This is a genomic window from Geomonas edaphica (assembly GCF_004917075.1).
Classification (GTDB): Bacteria; Desulfobacterota; Desulfuromonadia; order Geobacterales; family Geobacteraceae; genus Geomonas; species Geomonas edaphica.
The window spans coordinates 21,561-38,156 of record NZ_SSYB01000008.1 but is presented as its reverse complement, the minus strand read 5'-3'; the positions used below and the strand labels follow the sequence as shown (position 1 = coordinate 38,156).

Sequence of the window (16,596 nt, the reverse complement as noted above, 5' to 3'; positions counted from 1 at the left end):
CTATTCCCCTTTTCCCGCGAGCTTCGCCTCCAGCTCGGCCACGCGTTTCTCGAGGGTGTTCAGGGTCTTCCTGAACTCGGGAAGCTTCGGGAGCAGGTTGGAGGATTTGAGCCACTCGCGATGCGGCATGACCGGTATCCCGGAAAGCACCTGGTTCGGCTCGAGGTTCCCCGCCACGCCCGATTTGGCGCCGATCATCACATTGTCGCCGATCTTGATGTGCCCGGCGACGCCTACCTGCCCCCCAAGGATCACGTGGTTACCTAGCTGGGTGCTGCCAGAGATCCCGACCTGAGAGACGACCATGCAGTCCTCGCCGATGACGCAGTTGTGGCCGATCTGCACGAGGTTGTCGATCTTCGTGCCGCGCCTGATGCGGGTCACCTCAAGGGCGGCGCGATCGATGACCGTGTTAGAGCCGATCTCCACGTCGTCCTCGACGACGACGATGCCTATCTGCGGGATCTTGTACCAGGAGCTGCCGTCCGGCGCGTAGCCGAAGCCGTCCGAGCCGATCACCGTGCCGTCGTGGATGATGACGCGATTGCCGATGCGGCAACGCTCACGGATGCTCACATTGGCATAGAGGGTGACGTCGTCGCCGACGCTCGAGCCGGGGTAGAGGACCACGCCGGGGTAGAGGGTCACGCGGTCGCCAACGGTAACGCCGGGGCCGACGGTCGCCCCCGGGTAGACGGTGACCTCCTGGCCGATCTTTGCCCCCGGGGCAACGAAGGCACCGGGGAGCACGCCAAGGCGGGGCGCCGGCTGGGTATAGAACAGGGTCAAAAGCTTGGCGAAGGCGAGGTAGGGGTTCGCGTGGAAGATCGCATTTTTGCCGTGGGTGTTCCCTCCGGCTCCCATAAGCACCGCGGAGGCGTTGGTGGTGGCCACCTTGCTTGCGTACTTAGGGTTGGCGAGAAAGGTAAGCTGCCCTTCGCCCGCGTCGTCCAGGGTCCCCAGTCCGCCGATCAGCACATCACCGTCGCCGGAAACCGTCCCCCCTAGATGCTCGGCTATTTCACGAAGCGTTTTTTTCATATCAACCTCAAGAAACGTTCAACGTTCATCGTTCAACGTTCGTAAAGAGTGTGCGCCATTAAAGACGCGTAACACCTACTTGTCGCCTCTCAAAAACGACAATTCCCCCTCCGGCCTTTAAGGAGCAGTCAGGGAACCTACACCCGCAATAGCAAAGGGGTCGGCCCCGGCCTGCCCCCTCGGGCAGGAGGGGGGAGTGGTCGTAACGTTGAACGTTGAACGTCGAACGTTGAACTGGGTTTACTTCTTCCTGTTCTCGTTGAACGCCTTCAGCACCGAGTCGGTCACGTCGGCGGAGGGATCGAGGAAGATCATGGTCTCGTTCTTTACGAAGATAGCGGTGAAGCCGTTCTTCTTACCAAAGTCCTGCGCCACCTTCACGATCTCGTCCACGATCTTTCCGGTGAACTCGTCGTTCTTCGCCTGCAGGTCGTCCTGGGCATCCTTGAGGAAACGCTGGTACTCTTTCAGGCGCTGCTGGTAGTCACGCTCCTTCGCGCCGCGGGCGGAATCATTCAGAAGTGCACCCTGACTCTCCAACTCGCCTTTCAGCTTCTTCAGCTCACCTTCCTTACTTGCTTTTTCTGCCTCGTACTTGCTGGCTTTCTGGGCAAGTTGCTCCTTTGCCTCTTTCCCTGCGTCGGAGGTCAGCAGCACCTTCTGCACATCGACCGAACCGATCTTTGAACCATCGGCGGCCATCACGGACAGCGGAAGTGCCAGAACCAGCGATAATGCGATGATGAAACGTTTCATGACTTGCTCCTTGCAGTGCATCGATTTAGAACATGCTCCCTATGGAGAACTCTAACTTGCCGCCTTTGCTGTCAATCCCTTCCCTCGGGTTGATCGGAATGCCGTACTCGAGCCGCAGCGGACCGATCGGGGAGAACCACCTGATGCCCCCACCGTAACTGGTGAGGACGTTGGAGAAAGTGGACTTGAACGTGTCCTCGCAGTTGCCGGCGTCGAAGAAGAGGACCCCCTTGAGCCCAGCCTCCTTCAACAGCGGGAAGGTGTACTCGGCGTTGGCCACCGCTTCGACTGCACCCCCGAGATAGACACGCTTGTCGTCGATACCGTGAGCGCCGTTCACGTCGATGACGTCGATCGGCGTCGTTTTGTAAGGGCTCACCGTCCTGGAGGAGAAGCCGCGCAGGGAGCTGATGCCACCGAGATAGAACTTCTCGTCGATAGGGACTTCCTTGCCGCCGTAGGACTGCACGTACCCCAGCGTGCCGCGCAGCGACCCCACGCCCCACAGAAGCGGGTGGAAAACGGTGTGCTCGGTCAGGTACTTGATGTACCTGTTGCTCCCGCCAAGGCCGGCGAACTCTATGGAGATCGTGTTGATCATGCCGTTCGAGGGGTCGGGACGGTAATCGGTGGTGTTGCTGGTGAGGCTAGCTACGATGGCGCTCGTGGTGGAGGTAGCCTCCGGCGCAAGCACCGAGCCATTGTGGATGTTCTGCAGCAGTTCCTCGGACTCGTCGAAGATCTCTTTCTGCTCGTACTTGTAAAGCCAGAAAGTCCCGAGCGTGTCGGAGAGGGAGTATCCGGCCTTGATGTCACCGCCAGTGGCCCTGCGGGTGTAGTCGAGGTACTGCCGCTCGGTGCGGTAGATGTCGCCACCCACGGTCCACTTGGTGTCCATGAAGTAAGGGTCGGTGAGCCCCAGGTTGTAGGTCTGCGACTTGCTCCCGAGGCTGGCGGCCGCGTTCATCTTGAGGCCGAGACCTAAGAAGTTCGCCTGCTGGATCGACCCCTGGCCGATGATGCCGTCGAGGGAGCTGTAGCCGGCGCCGATGCTGAAGGTTCCGGTCGGCTTCTCCTTTACCTCGACGTTCATGTCGAGCTTGTCCGGAGCACTCCCCTTCACCGTGGCGATGTTAGCCTCCTCGAAGAAGCCGGTGTTCATCAGGTTCTGCTTGCTGCGCTTGAGCCCGGTGGAGCTGTACTGCTCTCCCTCGTCGAGCCTCAGTTCGCGGCGCACAACCTTGTCGCGCGTCTTCGTGTTACCGGAGATGTTGATCCGGTCGATGGTAACCTTCTGCCCCTTCTCCATGTCGAAGGTGATGTCGATGGTGTGGGTATCCGCGTTCAGTTTGGTGAGCGGCGAGGCGTTGGTGAAGGCGTATCCCTTGTCGGCGTAGAGGTCGGTGAGGGCGAAGACGTCGGTGCGCAAGTCGGCGCGGCTGAAGAGCTGGCCAGTCTTCTCCTTGAGCTTACCGGCGAGCACACTCTCGCTCTCAAGCAGGTCCCCCTTGAAGGCGAGCTTGCCGAGGCGGTACTGTTCCCCCTCGGTGATGCCGATGCTGACCTTGAGACCGGTGCGATCCGGCAGGAGCTCGACTTTGGGCTCGCCCACCTTCACGTTGACGTAGCCGTTGTTCATGTAGAGCTCGGTAAGGAGGTTAACGTCGTTTTTGAGCACCTCCTCCTTATAGGTACCGGCCCCGGTGAGCCAGGAGAGGAACCACTTCTCGTCGGTTTCCATGGTCTTCTTCAGCTTCTTCGCGGGGAAGGCATGATTACCGTCGAACTCGATGTTCCGGATCAGCACCTTCTCCCCTTCCTTAATGCGGAAGATAACGTGGATATCTGTGTCGGAGCGCAGGCTGATGTCGCCGGAGACCTCGGCCAAGTAGTATCCCTCGTCCGCGTACAGCTTCTTCACTTTCTTGACGCTTTTTTGCAGCGCCTTGGCGGAAAACACGGAATTGGGCTTGATCTCGACGGCCTCGCGCACCTTGTCGGTGGTGATCTCCTTGGCCCCCTCTATCTTTATCTCCCTGACAATCGGCTTCTCGGTCACGACGTATTCAAGGACGAGCGCCCCGTCCTTAACCTCGGACTGTGCCTTTACGTCGGTGAAATGCCCGAGCTTGAAGATGGCACGGATGTCAGCATCCACCTTTTCCGGGTCGAGGACGTCCCCCGCCTTGATCCGGACCGCCTGCGTGATGGCCGCAGTCTCGATGCGGTGGTTGCCGCTTATCCGGACCGTAGCTATCTTGTCGCTTGCCGGCTTCTCTTCGGCGGGCTTTGCGGCGGCAGCCTTGTCAGCCGCGCTCTTGTCCGTCGAGGTGGTGTCCGGTGCGGCCTTTCCGGCAGCGGGCGGTTCGGCCAGGGCGTAGGAAGCCCCGAAAAGCTGAACGACAAGCAGAGCTGATAACGATTTACGCAGCAAAGGGTCCCCCCGAAAAAGCCAAAAGAAAATATGCGGCTACAAAAGAGCCGTCGCCAAAGCGGCCTTACGCCGACTCGACGACCTTGCCATCCACCATCCTGATGGTGCGGGCCATCCCCGCGGCCAGTTGTTCGTTGTGCGTCACGATGACCAGGGCGATGCCGGTCTGCCGCTGGATTTCGTACAAAAGCGCGTGCACCTCTTCGCTGGTCTTCATGTCCAAGTTGCCGGTCGGCTCGTCGGCAAGAAGCAGCTTCGGCTCGCGCACGAGGGCCCGCGCGATGGCCACCCGCTGCTGTTCCCCCCCGGAGAGCTCCCCCGGCCGGTGCGTCACACGGTGCGAGAGCCCAACACCCTTTAGAAGCTCGAGCGCACGCGCTTCGGCACGGGAGCGTCTCTCACCGCCGATGAGAAGCGGCATCATCACGTTCTCCAGCGCCGAGAACTCCGGCAGGAGGTGATGGAACTGGAAGACGAAGCCTATGGAGCGGTTGCGGAAGGCGGCGAGCGGCTGGTCCGCGAGGTTGAAGATCTTCTCCCCTTCGAAGAGCACCTCGCCAGAGGTGGGACGATCGATGGTCCCCATCACGTGCAAAAGCGTGCTCTTACCGGCACCCGAGGGGCCGACGAGCGCGATGGTGTCGCCGGCCACGACGTCGAGGTCGATCCCCTTCAGCACCTCAACCTTGGTGCCGTTGCCGCCATAGGACTTGAAGAGCCCTCTTACCTCGAGGAGGTTACTCATAGCGCAGCGCCTCCGCGGGGGCCATGCGCGAGGCCGCCCAGGAAGGGTAGAGCGTCGCGGCGAAGGAGATGATCACGGCGGTCACGCTGATCAGCACGACGTCGGACGGGATCACCTGGGACGGGAAGTGATCCAGGTAATAGATGTCCTTGCTGAAAAGCTCGAAGCCGGTCACCTTCTGGATCGCACCGACGATCGGCTCCAGGTTGAGCGCGACCAAAAGCCCCCCAAGCACACCGATGATGGTGCCTAAGATCCCGATGATTACCCCTTCGAAGACGAAGATGCGCATGATGCTCCGGCTGGTCGCCCCCATCGACTTAAGGATGGCGATGTCGCGCGTCTTCTCCATGACCACCATGAAGAGCGTCGAGGCGATGCCGAAGGCGGCCACGAGCACGATCAGGGTCAGGATGATAAACATGACGCTCTTCTCGGTCTTCAGCGCGAAGAGGATGTTCTTGTTCATCTGCATCCAGTCGCGGGCGTGGTACGGGGGACCGAGCTCCTTGTCGATCGCCTGGGCGAGCTCGCCCGTCTTGTACACGTCGCGCACCTTGAGCTGGATCCCGGTCACCACGTCGCCTAGCCCCAGAAACTGCTGGGCTTCTTTGAGGGAGACGTAGGCGAGCGTCGAGTCGTACTCGAACATCCCAGTGTTGAAGATGCCGGTGATACGGAAGCGGTTCAGCTTGGGCATCATGCCAAGCGGCGTGATGTTGCCCATCGGAGAGATGACGTCCACCGTATCGCCGAGGATGAGCCCCAGGTTCTTAGCGAGCTCCTTGCCGATCACCACCCCCGGCGTCTTGCCGACCTCCGAGTCGAGCGAGTCGAGGCTCCCCTCCACCATCGACTTGTGCAGGTTGGTCACCTTGGCGTCTGTCTGCACCTCGATGCCGCGCAGCACCACACCGGAGACGGTCCTGCCGGTGGAGAGCATCACCTGGTTGTAGATGAACGGGGTGGCGGCGACAACGCCGTCCATCCCCTCGAGTTTCTTCACAACCTGCGGGTAGTCCTGCACCGCGCCAAGGCCGTTTAAGACCACGATATGCGCGTTGGTCCCGAGGATCTTGTCCTTTAAGTCTTCCTCGAAGCCGGTCATTACCGCCAGCACGATGATGAGGGCCATGACGCCGAGCGCCACACCGGCGACGGAGATCAGGGTGATCAGCGAGATGAAGGTCGATTTCCGCTTCGCCTTCAGGTAGCGCAGCCCTATGAGGAGCTCAAAGGGCATTACTTGCCCTCTTTACGCAGTTGCGGGAAGAGGATGACGTCGCGGATCGACGGGGAATCGGTGAGCAACATGACCAGGCGGTCGATGCCGATCCCTTCCCCCGCGGTCGGAGGCAGACCGTACTCCAGGGCGCGGATGTAATCCTCGTCCATGTAGTGCGCCTCCTCATCACCTTTTGCCTTGGCAGCGACCTGGGCCAGGAACCGCTCCTTCTGGTCGCGCGGGTCGTTCAGCTCGGAGAAGGCGTTGGCCATCTCGCGCCCGGCGCAGAAGAATTCGAAGCGGTCGACGTAGTCGGGGTCGTGGTCATTTTTCCTGGAAAGGGGAGAGACCTCGGTCGGGTAGTTGGTGATGAAGGTCGGCTGGATCAGCTTGGTCTCGGCGACCTCCTCGAAGATCTCGGTGATGAGCTTGCCGTACCCGACGTCCTCAGGGAGTTCCAGGCCGATTTTCTGGGCATAGGCGTAGGCCAAGTCGCGGTCCTCGAGGCTCTTCGCGTCGATGTCGCCGTACTCGAGGATCGCTTCCTTCACGGTGAAGCGCTTCCAGGGGCGCTGGAAGCTGATCGGCTCGCCGCCGTATGTGAAGTCGAGCGTCCCGAGGAGTTCCTGGGTCACATGGCACAAAAGCTCTTCGGTGAAGTTCATCAGGTCTTCGAAGGTGGCGTAGGCCTGATAGAACTCCATCATGGTGAACTCGGGGTTGTGACGCACCGAGATCCCTTCGTTTCTGAAGTTGCGGTTGATCTCGAAGACGCGATCGAAGCCGCCGACCACCAGGCGCTTCAGGTAGAGCTCGGGGGCGATGCGCAGGAAGAGCTCCATGTCGAGCGCGTTATGGTGCGTGACGAACGGCTTCGCGGTGGCGCCGCCAGGGATCGGCTGCATCATCGGAGTCTCGACTTCGAGGAAATCGTTCTTCGTCATGAACTCGCGGATGAGATGCACAATGCGGGAGCGCTTGTGGAACACCTCACGCACCTCGGGGGAGACGATCAGGTCGACGTAGCGCTGGCGGTAACGGGTCTCCACGTCGGTCAGGCCGTGGAACTTCTCGGGAAGCGGCAAAAGCGACTTGGTGAGCAGACGCACCGTGGAGACGGCCAGGGAGAGCTCGCCGGTCTTGGTGCGAAACGGGGTCCCGGTGGCGCCGATGATGTCGCCGATGTCGTAGTTCTCGAACTCGGCGAAGAGCTCCTCGCCCAGGGTGTCCTTCTTCATGTAAAGCTGCATGCGCCCCTTGCGGTCCTGCACCTGCACGAAGGCGGCCTTGCCGAAGGAACGGCGCATGATGATGCGGCCGGCGACCACGAAGGTCTGCGGGTCCTCCTCGATGACCTCCTTGTCACCGTAGGCGGCGCGCACGTCGGCCGAGGTATGCTGAGGCTTGTAATCGTTCGGGTACGGGTTGATCCCCGCCTCCCACAATGCATCTACCTTACGTCTTCTCTGCAGCAGCAGTTCGCTCAACTCTTCCATGTTATCTGCAACCTTTCTTTACCGCTTTGGGCTGTGAAACAATCCGTCAAACTAAACTATTTGCGCCAATCAAGTCAAGGCTTAAAACCCCATCCCCGCGGGCGATTTACCCCTACTGGAACTTCACCGTTACCGGGAGTTCGTAGAAGGCGATTGTGTCCTTCTGGACCGGGTTGCCGAGTTGTCCGAGGCTGTTGTTGCCCCAGCCGTACCAGACGCCGCCGATCAGGGCGAAAGAGCTCTTGCCGTAGGCCGCGATGTCGGAGACGTTGGTCATGAGGGCGCCGCCCGAGTCGAGGGTGCGGATGAACTCGATGCTGCTCGTGGTGGTGTCGTTGCCAAGCTGGCCGGCGGAGTTTAGGCCGATCGCCTGGACGTACCAGGAACCGTCGTTCGCGACGGTGTCGCGCGGTCCCACGAGGAGCAGGATATGGTTCATGCCGGTCGCGATCTTCTTGACCACGAAGCCGGACGCGTCGGCGATGGCTGGGGTCTGGAAGACCTTGACCGGGGTAGCGCTGCTCTTCTGCAGCGCGATGTCCGCACCGAGCTCGCCGGAGTTATTGAAGCCCCACCCCCACAGAGTCTGGCCAATGATGTTGTTGTCGACGTCCCGCTGCACCTCGAGGGCGAGGCTTGCGCTGGAGAGCGCGGCGATCTGGTCGATCTTTCCGGTTGCGCCGGAGATGGTCACCTTCCTCGGGCTCGAATAAGCCGACGAGTAGGTGCTGAAACCCGGCTCGCTGAAGCCAACCTGGGCGTACTTGTTGTTACCCCATGCATAGACGTCACCGTTGTCGAAGAGGGCCAGGGAGTGGGTTCCTCCCGCCGCGACCTCTTTGACGGAAAGCAGGGAGAGATCCTCCCCCTCGTGCCCCACGGCCACATGGACCGGCGTCTTCGCGTTGGTCGTGCTGCTGTTGCCGAGTTGGCGGTTGCCGTTGTACCCCCAGGCGTAGAGCTTCCCGTCTGCCGCGGCCAGGGAGTGATACCCCCCAGCGGCGATGTCCGTCACCGACGTGATGGTCTCAGGGAAGTTCACCTGTACCGGCGAGCTCTTGTAGGCGTCGGGATAGCTGGTCGAGGCCTCAGAATTGCCAAGCTGCCCGAAGAGGTTGTAGCCCCAGGAGTAGACGGCGCTGCCATTGGTAACCATGGTGTGCTCGTTCCCCGCGACCCCCTTGACCATACCGGTCATCCCCGGCACCGGCGTTGCGATCTCGCGCCGCGTCAGTGTCCCGTCACCCAGCTGCCCGAAGGCGTTGTACCCCATGGTGAAGGTGGTGTGGTTTCTGAAGATGAGGCTGTGCTCGTAGAAGATGGAGACCGTGGAAGGGATGGTGTCTTTGGAGGATGAGCCGCCGCAGCCGTGGAGGGCGGCAGAGAGAAGCCCGGCGCAGATAAAGAACCCGAAACGCCTGCTGATTTGCATGAGGGGACCCCTTGTGAGTTAGTACAATCCGGCGGATTTAACTATACATAAACTAGAATGTCAAGGACGGACTCCAGGCCGATCGCGGTTGACACGCCGCGGTCGTTGCATGTAATAATGGCCGCTTAACAAAAGCTACAAATGCAGACAAATCCATACGGAGGTGACGATAAAATGGCGATCGACCCGAACAAGGTCATCTACTCCATGATCGGGGTAAGCAAGTTCTACGACAAGAAACCGGTGCTGAAGGACATCTACCTCTCCTACTTCTACGGCGCGAAGATAGGCGTGCTCGGTCTTAACGGCTCGGGCAAGAGCTCCCTTTTGAAGATCCTCGCCGGCGTGGACAAGGAGTTCAACGGCAAGACCATTCTCTCCCCGGGCTACACAGTAGGCTACTTGGCGCAGGAGCCGCAGCTCGACCCGACCAAGACGGTGCGCCAGTGCGTCGAGGAAGGGGTGCAGGAAATCGTTGACCTTGTGAACGAATTCAACGAGATCAACATGAAGTTCGGCGAGGAGATGAGCGACGCCGACATGGAAAAGCTCTGCGACCGTCAGGCGAAGGTGCAGGAGAAACTCGACCACCTGGACGCCTGGGACCTGGACAGCCGCCTGGAGCTCGCCATGGACGCCCTGCGCTGCCCCCCGCCGGAAACCAACGTTGCGAACCTCTCAGGCGGTGAGAAGCGCCGCGTCGCCCTTTGCCGCCTGCTTTTGCAGAAGCCCGACATCCTGCTTCTGGACGAGCCGACGAACCACCTGGACGCCGAAAGCGTCGCCTGGCTCGAGCAGCACCTGCAGCGCTACGCCGGCACCGTCATCGCGGTGACCCACGACCGTTACTTCTTAGACAACGTGGCAGGGTGGATCCTCGAGCTCGACCGCGGCCAGGGGATCCCGTGGCAGGGTAACTATTCTTCCTGGCTCGAGCAGAAGGAGAAGCGCCTGGCCCAGGAGGAAAAGACCGAGAGCGAGCGCCAGAAGACCTTGAAGCGCGAGCTGGAGTGGATCAGGATGTCTCCGAAGGGGCGTCACGCCAAGGGTAAGGCGCGCATCAGCTCCTACGAGGACATGCTGAACACCGAGAGCGAGCAGCGTGCGAAGGACCTCGAGATCTTCATCCCGCCCGGGCCGCGTCTTGGCGGCGTGGTGGTCGAGGCCGAAAACGTCAGCAAGGGGTACGGCGACAAGCTCCTCATCGAGGGGATGGAGTTCCGCCTCCCGCCGGGCGGCATCGTCGGCGTCATCGGCCCCAACGGCGCCGGCAAGACCACCCTCTTCCGGATGATCACCGGCGACGAGAAACCGGACTCCGGCAGCTTCAAGACCGGTGAGACGGTGAAACTCGCCTACGTGGACCAAAGCAGAGACGCGCTCGATCCGGACAAGACCATCTGGGAGGTGATCTCCGAGGGGCAGGAGCAGCTGCAGCTCGGCAAGCAGTTGGTGAACTCCCGCGCCTACGTGGCCCGCTTCAACTTCTCCGGCGCCGACCAGCAGAAGAAGGTCGGGATGCTTTCCGGCGGGGAGAGAAACCGCGTGCACCTGGCGAAGACGCTGAAAGACGGCGGCAACGTCATCCTTCTGGACGAACCGACCAACGACCTGGACGTGAACACGATGCGTGCGCTCGAGGAAGCGCTCGAGAACTTTGCCGGTTGCGCCGTGGTAATCTCCCACGACCGCTGGTTCCTGGACAGGATCGCCACCCACATCCTCGCCTTCGAGGGGGACAGCAAGGTGGTCTGGTTCGAGGGGAACTACTCCGAGTACGAGGAAGACCGCCATGCCCGCCTGGGGACCGCGGCCGACCAGCCGCACCGCATCAGGTACCGCCAGCTCACCAGGGCGTAGAGCTTTGGAGAGCCCGTGCGAAGCAAAGAGGGGCGGCCAATTGGCCGCCCCTCTTTTTTTGTCTGACTGGTCCGAGCCGCCAAGCTAGCCGAGCTACCCGCTCTTGCGCACCACGCCGTACACCACGTCGTAGGTGGCGGGTATTCCCTCTTCGCCGCCGAAGTGCTCGCGGTAGCTCCGCATCATGTCCAGCATGACCCGCCGTTCGGCAAGCCCCTTCCCGCTTGCCGGCGCGGTGCTCCCGGCGCCTATCTTCTTGAGCGAGCGCAGAAGCTCCGGCACGTCGGGGTGCAGCTCCACCTCCAGCTCGGAACTCACACGCGCGCCGCTGAACCCCGCGCGTTCGAGCGCCTCCAGCACCTCTGCGCAGGAAAAGAAACTGTGCGTGCGGTCGAACGCCCCCTGCAGGACGCTCCGGTAGGAATCGCGCAGTTCGAAAAGGGTCCTCTCGCCGAAGAGCGCGAAACAGAAGATACCTCCGGGCGCCAGCACACGGCGCGCCTCGGCGAAGGCCCGGTCGAGACAGGGAAGCCACTGGTAGGTCGAGGTGGAAACGACGACGTCGAAGGATTCAGCCTCAAAGGGAAGCGCCTCGGCGTCGGCGGGCATCACCTGCACCCGCCGCCCGGCTAAGTTATCCGCCGCCGTGGCACACATCCCGGGGGCAAGATCTACCCCAACCGCGTCCATCTCCGGGTAGAGCTCGGTCAGCCGCGCAAGCAGCCGCCCGGTCCCGGCCCCGATGTCCAAAAGCCGCACCGGCGCAACCCGCTCCGCCTGCAAAAGCCCGACGACCTTCTCGATCACCCGCCCCTGCACCACGGCGTGACTGTCGTAATCGGCGGCCTGCCGGTGAAACGAATCCCGCACCCTCTCTCTGTCTATCTCTGCCGCCATAACCACCTTTCCGAATAAATCGAACTAACTAGAGCCCCGCGATGAATTCCCTGAGCTGCTCATTGAAGCGCTCCGGCCTGCTCATGAAGGGAGCGTGGCCGCACCCAGGATAGATCTTCACCCGCGCCGACGGGAGCCGCTCCCCCATGTAGCGCGACGCCGAGGCGGGACAGACGGTGTCGAGCTCACCGTGCACGAGGAGGACGGGGCGGTCCACCTCGGGAAGCCTTTCCCTCAGGTCGGCGCTCGACAGGATGTCCAACGAGCGTAGCGCCGCCTCGGAGTCCGGGGCACGCCCCCCCATCACGATCTCGTGGACGATGCGCTGGTACAGCGCGTGGTCAAGCTCCCCCTCGGCGAACATCCCCTTGAAAAAGTCCCCCATGGTCTTCTGGCGGTCGCGCCGCAGCCTGAGCCCCATCCCCTTCACCTCGACGGGGGGCTTGCCGTGCGGGTAGTCGTCGGTGCTTGCGTACCTCGGGTTACCGCCGACCAGCACCATCCCGGCCAGGCGTTCCCTGAGCGCGGGGAAGGCGTGCAGCGCCACCTGCGTCCCCATAGACCAGCCGACGAGGACCGCACCCGTGAGCGCGTGCCCCTCGAAAAAGGAGACGAGATCGGAGGCGTAGTCGTCCAGGGTGTAAGAGTCGGCAGGAGCCGACTGGCCGTGCCCGCGCAGGTCGAGGAAGATGAGGCGACCCGCGTCGGCAAGCTCTCGCTGGAAACTCCAGGCCTTTCCGGACATGGCCCAGCCGTGCACGAATACCACCGGCCTTCCGGCCCCAATTTCCTGAAAATGCATCATCGCAAAAACCTCTAAAGCTCGACACAGAGGACTCTGAGGTCCACAGAGGGCACGGAGAAAGACCTTCCGCTGTGATCAAGCGTTCTGATTTAAATCACGTCCAGCTTCTTACCCACGCGGGCGATGGTGTCGGCGGCGGCCTCGAGATCCGCGGACTCGTGGGTGGCCATGATCGTGCAACGCAAGCGACAACTCCCAGCCGGAACGGTCGGGGGGCGGATCCCCTGCAGGAAGATCCCCTCCTCGAGGAGTTCCTGGCTGAAGCGCATGGTGGTTTCGGCCGGACCGACGAAGATCGGGACGATCTGGGTCTCACTTCCCATGGTGTCGAAGCCGACTCCGGCCAGCCGCTCCTTGAACAGGGCGACGTTTGCCGCCAGCCGGTCGCGCAGCCCCTTTCCTTCTGCGGAGTCGACCAGGTCGAGCGCAGCGATGGACGGGGCGAGCACCGCAGGTGGCATCGAGGTGGAAAAGATGAAGCTCCTCGCCTTGTTGACGAGGTAGTCGCAGATCGTTTCCGACGCCGCGGCGTAGGCGCCGAAGCTCCCCAGCCCCTTCCCCAGCGTTCCCATGTGGATGTCGATATCGTCCATGACACCCAAGAGTTCGGCGGTGCCGCGACCGGTGGCGCCGAGGACGCCGGTGCCGTGGGCGTCGTCGACCATGAGGAGCGCGTCGTAGCGCTTGGCGAGCCGTGCCATCTCCTTGAGCGGAGCGATGTCGCCGTCCATGCTGAACACGCCATCGGTCACGATGAGGCGCCGGCCGCTATCTCCCTTCTCCTCAAGTAGCCGCTCCAGCGAGGCGACGTCACGGTGACCGAAGCGATGGAAGTTGGCACGGGAAAGAAGGGCGCCGTCCACGATGCTTGCGTGGTTCAATTTGTCGGAGAAGATGGCGTCGCCGCGGCCGACCAGGGCCGAGATGATCCCTGTGTTGGCGGCATAACCGGAGTTGAAGACGAGAGCCCGCTCGGTCTTTTTGAACTGGGCGATGCGCTCCTCGAGACGCGCGTGCAACTCCATGGTGCCGGAGACCAGGCGCGACGCACCGCTGCCTACCCCGAACGCCACCCCCATCACCGCCGCGCTGCGCAACGCCGGGTGGTCGGCAAGCCCCAGGTAGTTGTTGGAGCAGAGCATGAGCACCCGTCTCCCTTCCAACTCCACGTGGCTTCCCTGCGCACCGCTGATCACCCTCATGCTGCGGTACAGCCCCTCTTCACGCAATTTATCCAGTTCTTCTGCGAATGTCGGCACGGTCTCTCCTTTCCACTCAGGGTCAGAGTCGAGCCTCTGTTATTAGCACAGCGGCCGGGACACGTCAACCTGACAACCCGCGCTGGTTGACAACTGCATGCGATTATTCAAATATCGCGGCGCACCCGGCGGGACCCGCACGCCGGGACGTTTGCACTCATCATGACGATGTGCTACCTTCGCCGTCGGGCAAGCGATAGGTAAATGTGAAAGGGAAGAAGTGATGCGTGGACTCAAATATTTAGTCGGCTATTCGGAGCAGGTGACCTCAAAGGTGCAGCGGCTCCTCGACGCGAACGAGCTCGGCGGCGTGCTCCTTTCCAAGTACCCCACCCCGCACGGCTTCACCACGGACCGGTCGCTCTACGACTTCACCATGGGCATCAAGAACGAGTACCTTCGCAAGTCGCAGCCGCTCAGCAAGGTCGTCTATGACCCGAAGATAAGCGTGATCAACCACGCCCTCGGGCTCCACAGCTTCGTGTCACGGGTGCAGGGCGCGAAGCTCACGGCTAAAAACGAGATCAGGGTCGCGAGCATGTTCCGGGTCGCCCCGGTAGAGTTCCTGAGGATGATCGTCGTGCACGAGCTCGCCCACCTGAAGGAGAAGGAGCACAACAAGGCCTTCTACCAGCTCTGCGAGTACATGGAACCCGACTACCACCAGCTCGAGTTCGACACCAGGCTGTACCTGACCCACCTGGAAACAGCCGGGGCGCTCTACAAGGAAACTTCCCCCGCATAATCCCCGCGTCCCCCCCCGCCGCCCTCTTCCTGACTTCCTCCCGCGCATTGACAACGGAAGCCCTCCCGCTAGCATTGAGCTGTCGCAAGGTTGGAAAATGCCAACACGACTGTTCACGGAGGTAGCCATGTCATTTGCGCTCTACATCATCGGCTTCATCCTCATCATCTCCGGGGTCGCCTGGGCCCTGGTCACCGCCGGCATCGCCGTCTTCAAGATCGCCATCGTCTGCATCATCCTCCTTGGCATCGGCATCCTGACCGGCGTGGTGCACACCCGTCCGAAGGACCCGCCGCGGGGCCCACTCGCTTGATCCGATGCATCCCAACCGCAAAAAAAGAGACTCGCCGGGTGCCCGACGGGTCTCTTCGCGTTTTTGCCTAGCGACTCCCTAGACTGCCAGCACCGTCGGTGGTATCGGCAGCACTTCCCTTTTCGGCCCCTCCACCTCCACCTGTCTAACAAAGGGCATGCCGAGGGTCTTCCAGAGGGTGAGCTGCGCCGGGTCCTGGAAGCCGGCGACACCGATGGCCACCGAGTCCTGAAGGACATTCAGCTTCAGGGTGCGATGCAGGTGATCGGGCCAGGAGAAGATGGTGCTCCAGTTGGAGTCGGTCTCACCCCTCACCACGGAATGGTGGATACCGTGCATCCTCGGGGTAACGATCAGGTGGCACAGACGCCGCTCGACACGGTGCGGGAGTCTCACATTCGAGTGATGGAACAGAATCGCCATGAGTGTAAGGGTCTGCCACATGGCAAGGGCGAAGGGGGAGACGCCGATCATGCGGACCTGGGCCGCCCGCCACGGTACGGACAGGAGCAGTTCGCCGAAGTGGAAGCGAAGCGCAGTACTCGCGTCGAGATCGAGGTCGACGTGGTGCGGCTTGTGAAAGCGCCAAAGGAGCGGGATCTTGTGGGTCAGCACGTGCCAGATGAACAGCGTGTAGTCGAGCAGGAGCACCGACAGCGCCACCTCGGCCCATGGGGGGAGCCCGAGTAGCTTGACCGCGCCCAAACCCTTTTTCTGCACATGGTGTGCGAGGGGAACCACCGCCGGCTTCTCGGCGAGGCCGACCGTGGTTGCCGCGATGAGTGCGAAGGCGGCGTTTCGCCCGTTTCTCCCCAGTTTGTCTTCGCGCTCCTTCCTGAGCGGACGTCTGAGCTCCATGACGGCGACGGTTGCCACGGTGCCGACGATCAGCACCGTGTTCAGCCACCGGGGAAGCTCCTGTCTCATCGGATCAACGGTCCTTGCCATGCACGCCCCTCCTCTGCAAACTCATTCAACGCCCTTTTCCCACCACACGATGCACCAGTTCAGCGGTCACCGTCCATGCGACGTGATTTCCCATTTCCTTCACGCTTGGTTGCCACGGGATACGGTTCAGCCCCGGCGACATGCCGAGCGCCGGAGCGATCACGCCGTCGCAGACGAAGAAGAAGGGGATCGCGAAGGGAAGCCCGCCCCAGCGGGAAAGCACCGGGAACTTCCTCCGCAGCCCGCCATGGATCGCTCCCCACCCAAGCCCGTAGAGCACACCGAACACCGCCTTGGCGCGCTCCTTCTCCTTCCTGTTCAGCCTGCGTCCCGCGATCTTCGCGGCGAAGCGGGGCCCTGCCACCTGGTGCGCCGGCGCCTCGCGCACACGCCGGTCGCGCCTTTTCTGCCTCTCGCTCACCAGCCGGTCCAGGAGTTCGTCTGAAGCGCTCGCCGCCGCACCGGCGATCAAGCCGGCGGCCATCGCGATGAGGACCTGATGTCGCTGCGTCATCGAGCCGGTATTTCCCGTTGCCATGGCATACCTCCTACGATCTCGCTGTTTTATTTCTAGCGTCCGGCGGGGCCACGCCCATTGTAACGATGCCGGAGCGCCTGTCAATTTTCCCCGCCCCCCTTT

General features: G+C 61.9%; 15 protein-coding genes. 3 read left to right on the top strand and 12 right to left on the bottom strand.

Annotated features, from left to right (window positions below; all coding sequences use genetic code 11):
• The 7 genes from lpxD to E8K79_RS20060 form a co-directional block, all read right to left on the bottom strand.
• A complete protein-coding gene (gene lpxD, locus E8K79_RS20090; RefSeq protein ID WP_136516315.1) occupies positions 1 to 1,041 on the bottom strand; it encodes a UDP-3-O-(3-hydroxymyristoyl)glucosamine N-acyltransferase in 1,041 nt (346 codons plus the stop codon).
• Positions 1,042 to 1,281: 240 nt separating this feature from the next.
• The gene (locus E8K79_RS20085; RefSeq protein ID WP_136516314.1) at positions 1,282 to 1,797 is read right to left on the bottom strand and encodes an OmpH family outer membrane protein; all 516 of its coding nucleotides are present in this window, start codon (positions 1,795 to 1,797) and stop codon (positions 1,282 to 1,284) included.
• Between the two features lie 25 nt (positions 1,798 to 1,822).
• Positions 1,823 to 4,231, bottom strand: coding sequence for an outer membrane protein assembly factor BamA (gene bamA, locus E8K79_RS20080; RefSeq protein WP_136516313.1), 2,409 nt, complete (start codon positions 4,229 to 4,231; stop codon positions 1,823 to 1,825).
• 64 nt (positions 4,232 to 4,295) lie between these two features.
• Complete coding sequence (locus E8K79_RS20075; RefSeq protein WP_136516312.1) at positions 4,296 to 4,976, bottom strand: ABC transporter ATP-binding protein; 681 nt, start codon at positions 4,974 to 4,976, stop codon at positions 4,296 to 4,298.
• Positions 4,969 to 6,219, bottom strand: a complete 1,251-nt coding sequence (locus E8K79_RS20070; RefSeq protein WP_136516311.1) for a lipoprotein-releasing ABC transporter permease subunit — start codon at positions 6,217 to 6,219, stop codon at positions 4,969 to 4,971. Before E8K79_RS20070 ends, E8K79_RS20075 begins: the two co-directional genes overlap by 8 nt.
• Positions 6,219 to 7,697 (bottom strand): lysine--tRNA ligase, encoded by a 1,479-nt coding sequence (gene lysS, locus E8K79_RS20065; protein WP_136516310.1) that lies wholly within the window; start codon positions 7,695 to 7,697, stop codon positions 6,219 to 6,221. The genes E8K79_RS20070 and lysS overlap by 1 nt, the downstream gene beginning before the upstream one ends.
• Positions 7,698 to 7,809: 112 nt before the next feature.
• The gene (locus tag E8K79_RS20060; RefSeq protein WP_136516309.1) at positions 7,810 to 9,129 is read right to left on the bottom strand and encodes an RCC1 domain-containing protein; all 1,320 of its coding nucleotides are present in this window, start codon (positions 9,127 to 9,129) and stop codon (positions 7,810 to 7,812) included.
• Between the two features lie 174 nt (positions 9,130 to 9,303).
• Here E8K79_RS20060 and ettA point away from each other — a divergent pair, with 174 nt between their 5' ends.
• Positions 9,304 to 10,989: an energy-dependent translational throttle protein EttA gene (gene ettA / locus E8K79_RS20055; protein WP_135873047.1), complete on the top strand. Its 1,686-nt coding sequence runs from the start codon at positions 9,304 to 9,306 to the stop codon at positions 10,987 to 10,989.
• A gap of 93 nt (positions 10,990 to 11,082) precedes the next feature.
• On the opposite strand, the gene E8K79_RS20050 is transcribed toward ettA, so the two are convergent.
• The 3 genes from E8K79_RS20050 to bioF all read right to left on the bottom strand — a co-directional run bounded on the left by E8K79_RS20050 (position 11,083) and on the right by bioF (position 13,950).
• Complete coding sequence (locus E8K79_RS20050; RefSeq protein WP_136516308.1) at positions 11,083 to 11,886, bottom strand: methyltransferase domain-containing protein; 804 nt, start codon at positions 11,884 to 11,886, stop codon at positions 11,083 to 11,085.
• 28 nt (positions 11,887 to 11,914) lie between these two features.
• The gene (locus E8K79_RS20045) at positions 11,915 to 12,691 is read right to left on the bottom strand and encodes an alpha/beta fold hydrolase (RefSeq protein WP_136516307.1); all 777 of its coding nucleotides are present in this window, start codon (positions 12,689 to 12,691) and stop codon (positions 11,915 to 11,917) included.
• Positions 12,692 to 12,780: 89 nt separating this feature from the next.
• Entirely contained in the window at positions 12,781 to 13,950 is a 1,170-nt protein-coding gene (gene bioF / locus E8K79_RS20040) for an 8-amino-7-oxononanoate synthase (RefSeq protein WP_136516306.1), read from the bottom strand.
• Between the two features lie 223 nt (positions 13,951 to 14,173).
• Here bioF and E8K79_RS20035 point away from each other — a divergent pair, with 223 nt between their 5' ends.
• Together E8K79_RS20035 and E8K79_RS20030 are read left to right on the top strand one after the other, a co-directional pair.
• Positions 14,174 to 14,695 carry a M48 metallopeptidase family protein gene (locus E8K79_RS20035; protein ID WP_136516305.1) on the top strand — a complete coding sequence of 174 codons (522 nt, stop codon included), beginning with the start codon at positions 14,174 to 14,176 and terminating at the stop codon, positions 14,693 to 14,695.
• Between the two features lie 127 nt (positions 14,696 to 14,822).
• Positions 14,823 to 15,008: a hypothetical protein gene (locus E8K79_RS20030; RefSeq protein ID WP_129128442.1), complete on the top strand. Its 186-nt coding sequence runs from the start codon at positions 14,823 to 14,825 to the stop codon at positions 15,006 to 15,008.
• 78 nt (positions 15,009 to 15,086) lie between these two features.
• On the opposite strand, the gene E8K79_RS20025 is transcribed toward E8K79_RS20030, so the two are convergent.
• Positions 15,087 to 15,956 carry a sterol desaturase family protein gene (locus E8K79_RS20025; protein WP_136516304.1) on the bottom strand — a complete coding sequence of 290 codons (870 nt, stop codon included), beginning with the start codon at positions 15,954 to 15,956 and terminating at the stop codon, positions 15,087 to 15,089.
• Between the two features lie 25 nt (positions 15,957 to 15,981).
• Positions 15,982 to 16,494, bottom strand: coding sequence for a DUF1440 domain-containing protein (locus E8K79_RS20020; RefSeq protein WP_136516303.1), 513 nt, complete (start codon positions 16,492 to 16,494; stop codon positions 15,982 to 15,984).
• Positions 16,495 to 16,596 lie beyond the last annotated feature (102 nt).

Bases quoted from the DNA above. Each gene is read 5' to 3' on its own strand.
- E8K79_RS20045 (WP_136516307.1), bottom strand. From the start codon at position 12,691: ATGATGCATTTTCAGGAAATTGGGGCCGGAAGGCCGGTGGTATTCGTG.
- E8K79_RS20025 (WP_136516304.1), bottom strand. From the start codon at position 15,956: ATGGCAAGGACCGTTGATCCGATGAGACAGGAGCTTCCCCGGTGGCTG.
- E8K79_RS20035 (WP_136516305.1), top strand. From the start codon at position 14,174: ATGCGTGGACTCAAATATTTAGTCGGCTATTCGGAGCAGGTGACCTCA.
- lysS (WP_136516310.1), bottom strand. From the start codon at position 7,697: ATGGAAGAGTTGAGCGAACTGCTGCTGCAGAGAAGACGTAAGGTAGAT.
- E8K79_RS20060 (WP_136516309.1), bottom strand. From the start codon at position 9,129: ATGCAAATCAGCAGGCGTTTCGGGTTCTTTATCTGCGCCGGGCTTCTC.
- E8K79_RS20070 (WP_136516311.1), bottom strand. From the start codon at position 6,219: ATGCCCTTTGAGCTCCTCATAGGGCTGCGCTACCTGAAGGCGAAGCGG.
- lpxD (WP_136516315.1), bottom strand. From the start codon at position 1,041: ATGAAAAAAACGCTTCGTGAAATAGCCGAGCATCTAGGGGGGACGGTT.
- E8K79_RS20030 (WP_129128442.1), top strand. From the start codon at position 14,823: ATGTCATTTGCGCTCTACATCATCGGCTTCATCCTCATCATCTCCGGG.
- E8K79_RS20050 (WP_136516308.1), bottom strand. From the start codon at position 11,886: ATGGCGGCAGAGATAGACAGAGAGAGGGTGCGGGATTCGTTTCACCGG.
- E8K79_RS20075 (WP_136516312.1), bottom strand. From the start codon at position 4,976: ATGAGTAACCTCCTCGAGGTAAGAGGGCTCTTCAAGTCCTATGGCGGC.
- E8K79_RS20020 (WP_136516303.1), bottom strand. From the start codon at position 16,494: ATGGCAACGGGAAATACCGGCTCGATGACGCAGCGACATCAGGTCCTC.
- E8K79_RS20085 (WP_136516314.1), bottom strand. From the start codon at position 1,797: ATGAAACGTTTCATCATCGCATTATCGCTGGTTCTGGCACTTCCGCTG.
- ettA (WP_135873047.1), top strand. From the start codon at position 9,304: ATGGCGATCGACCCGAACAAGGTCATCTACTCCATGATCGGGGTAAGC.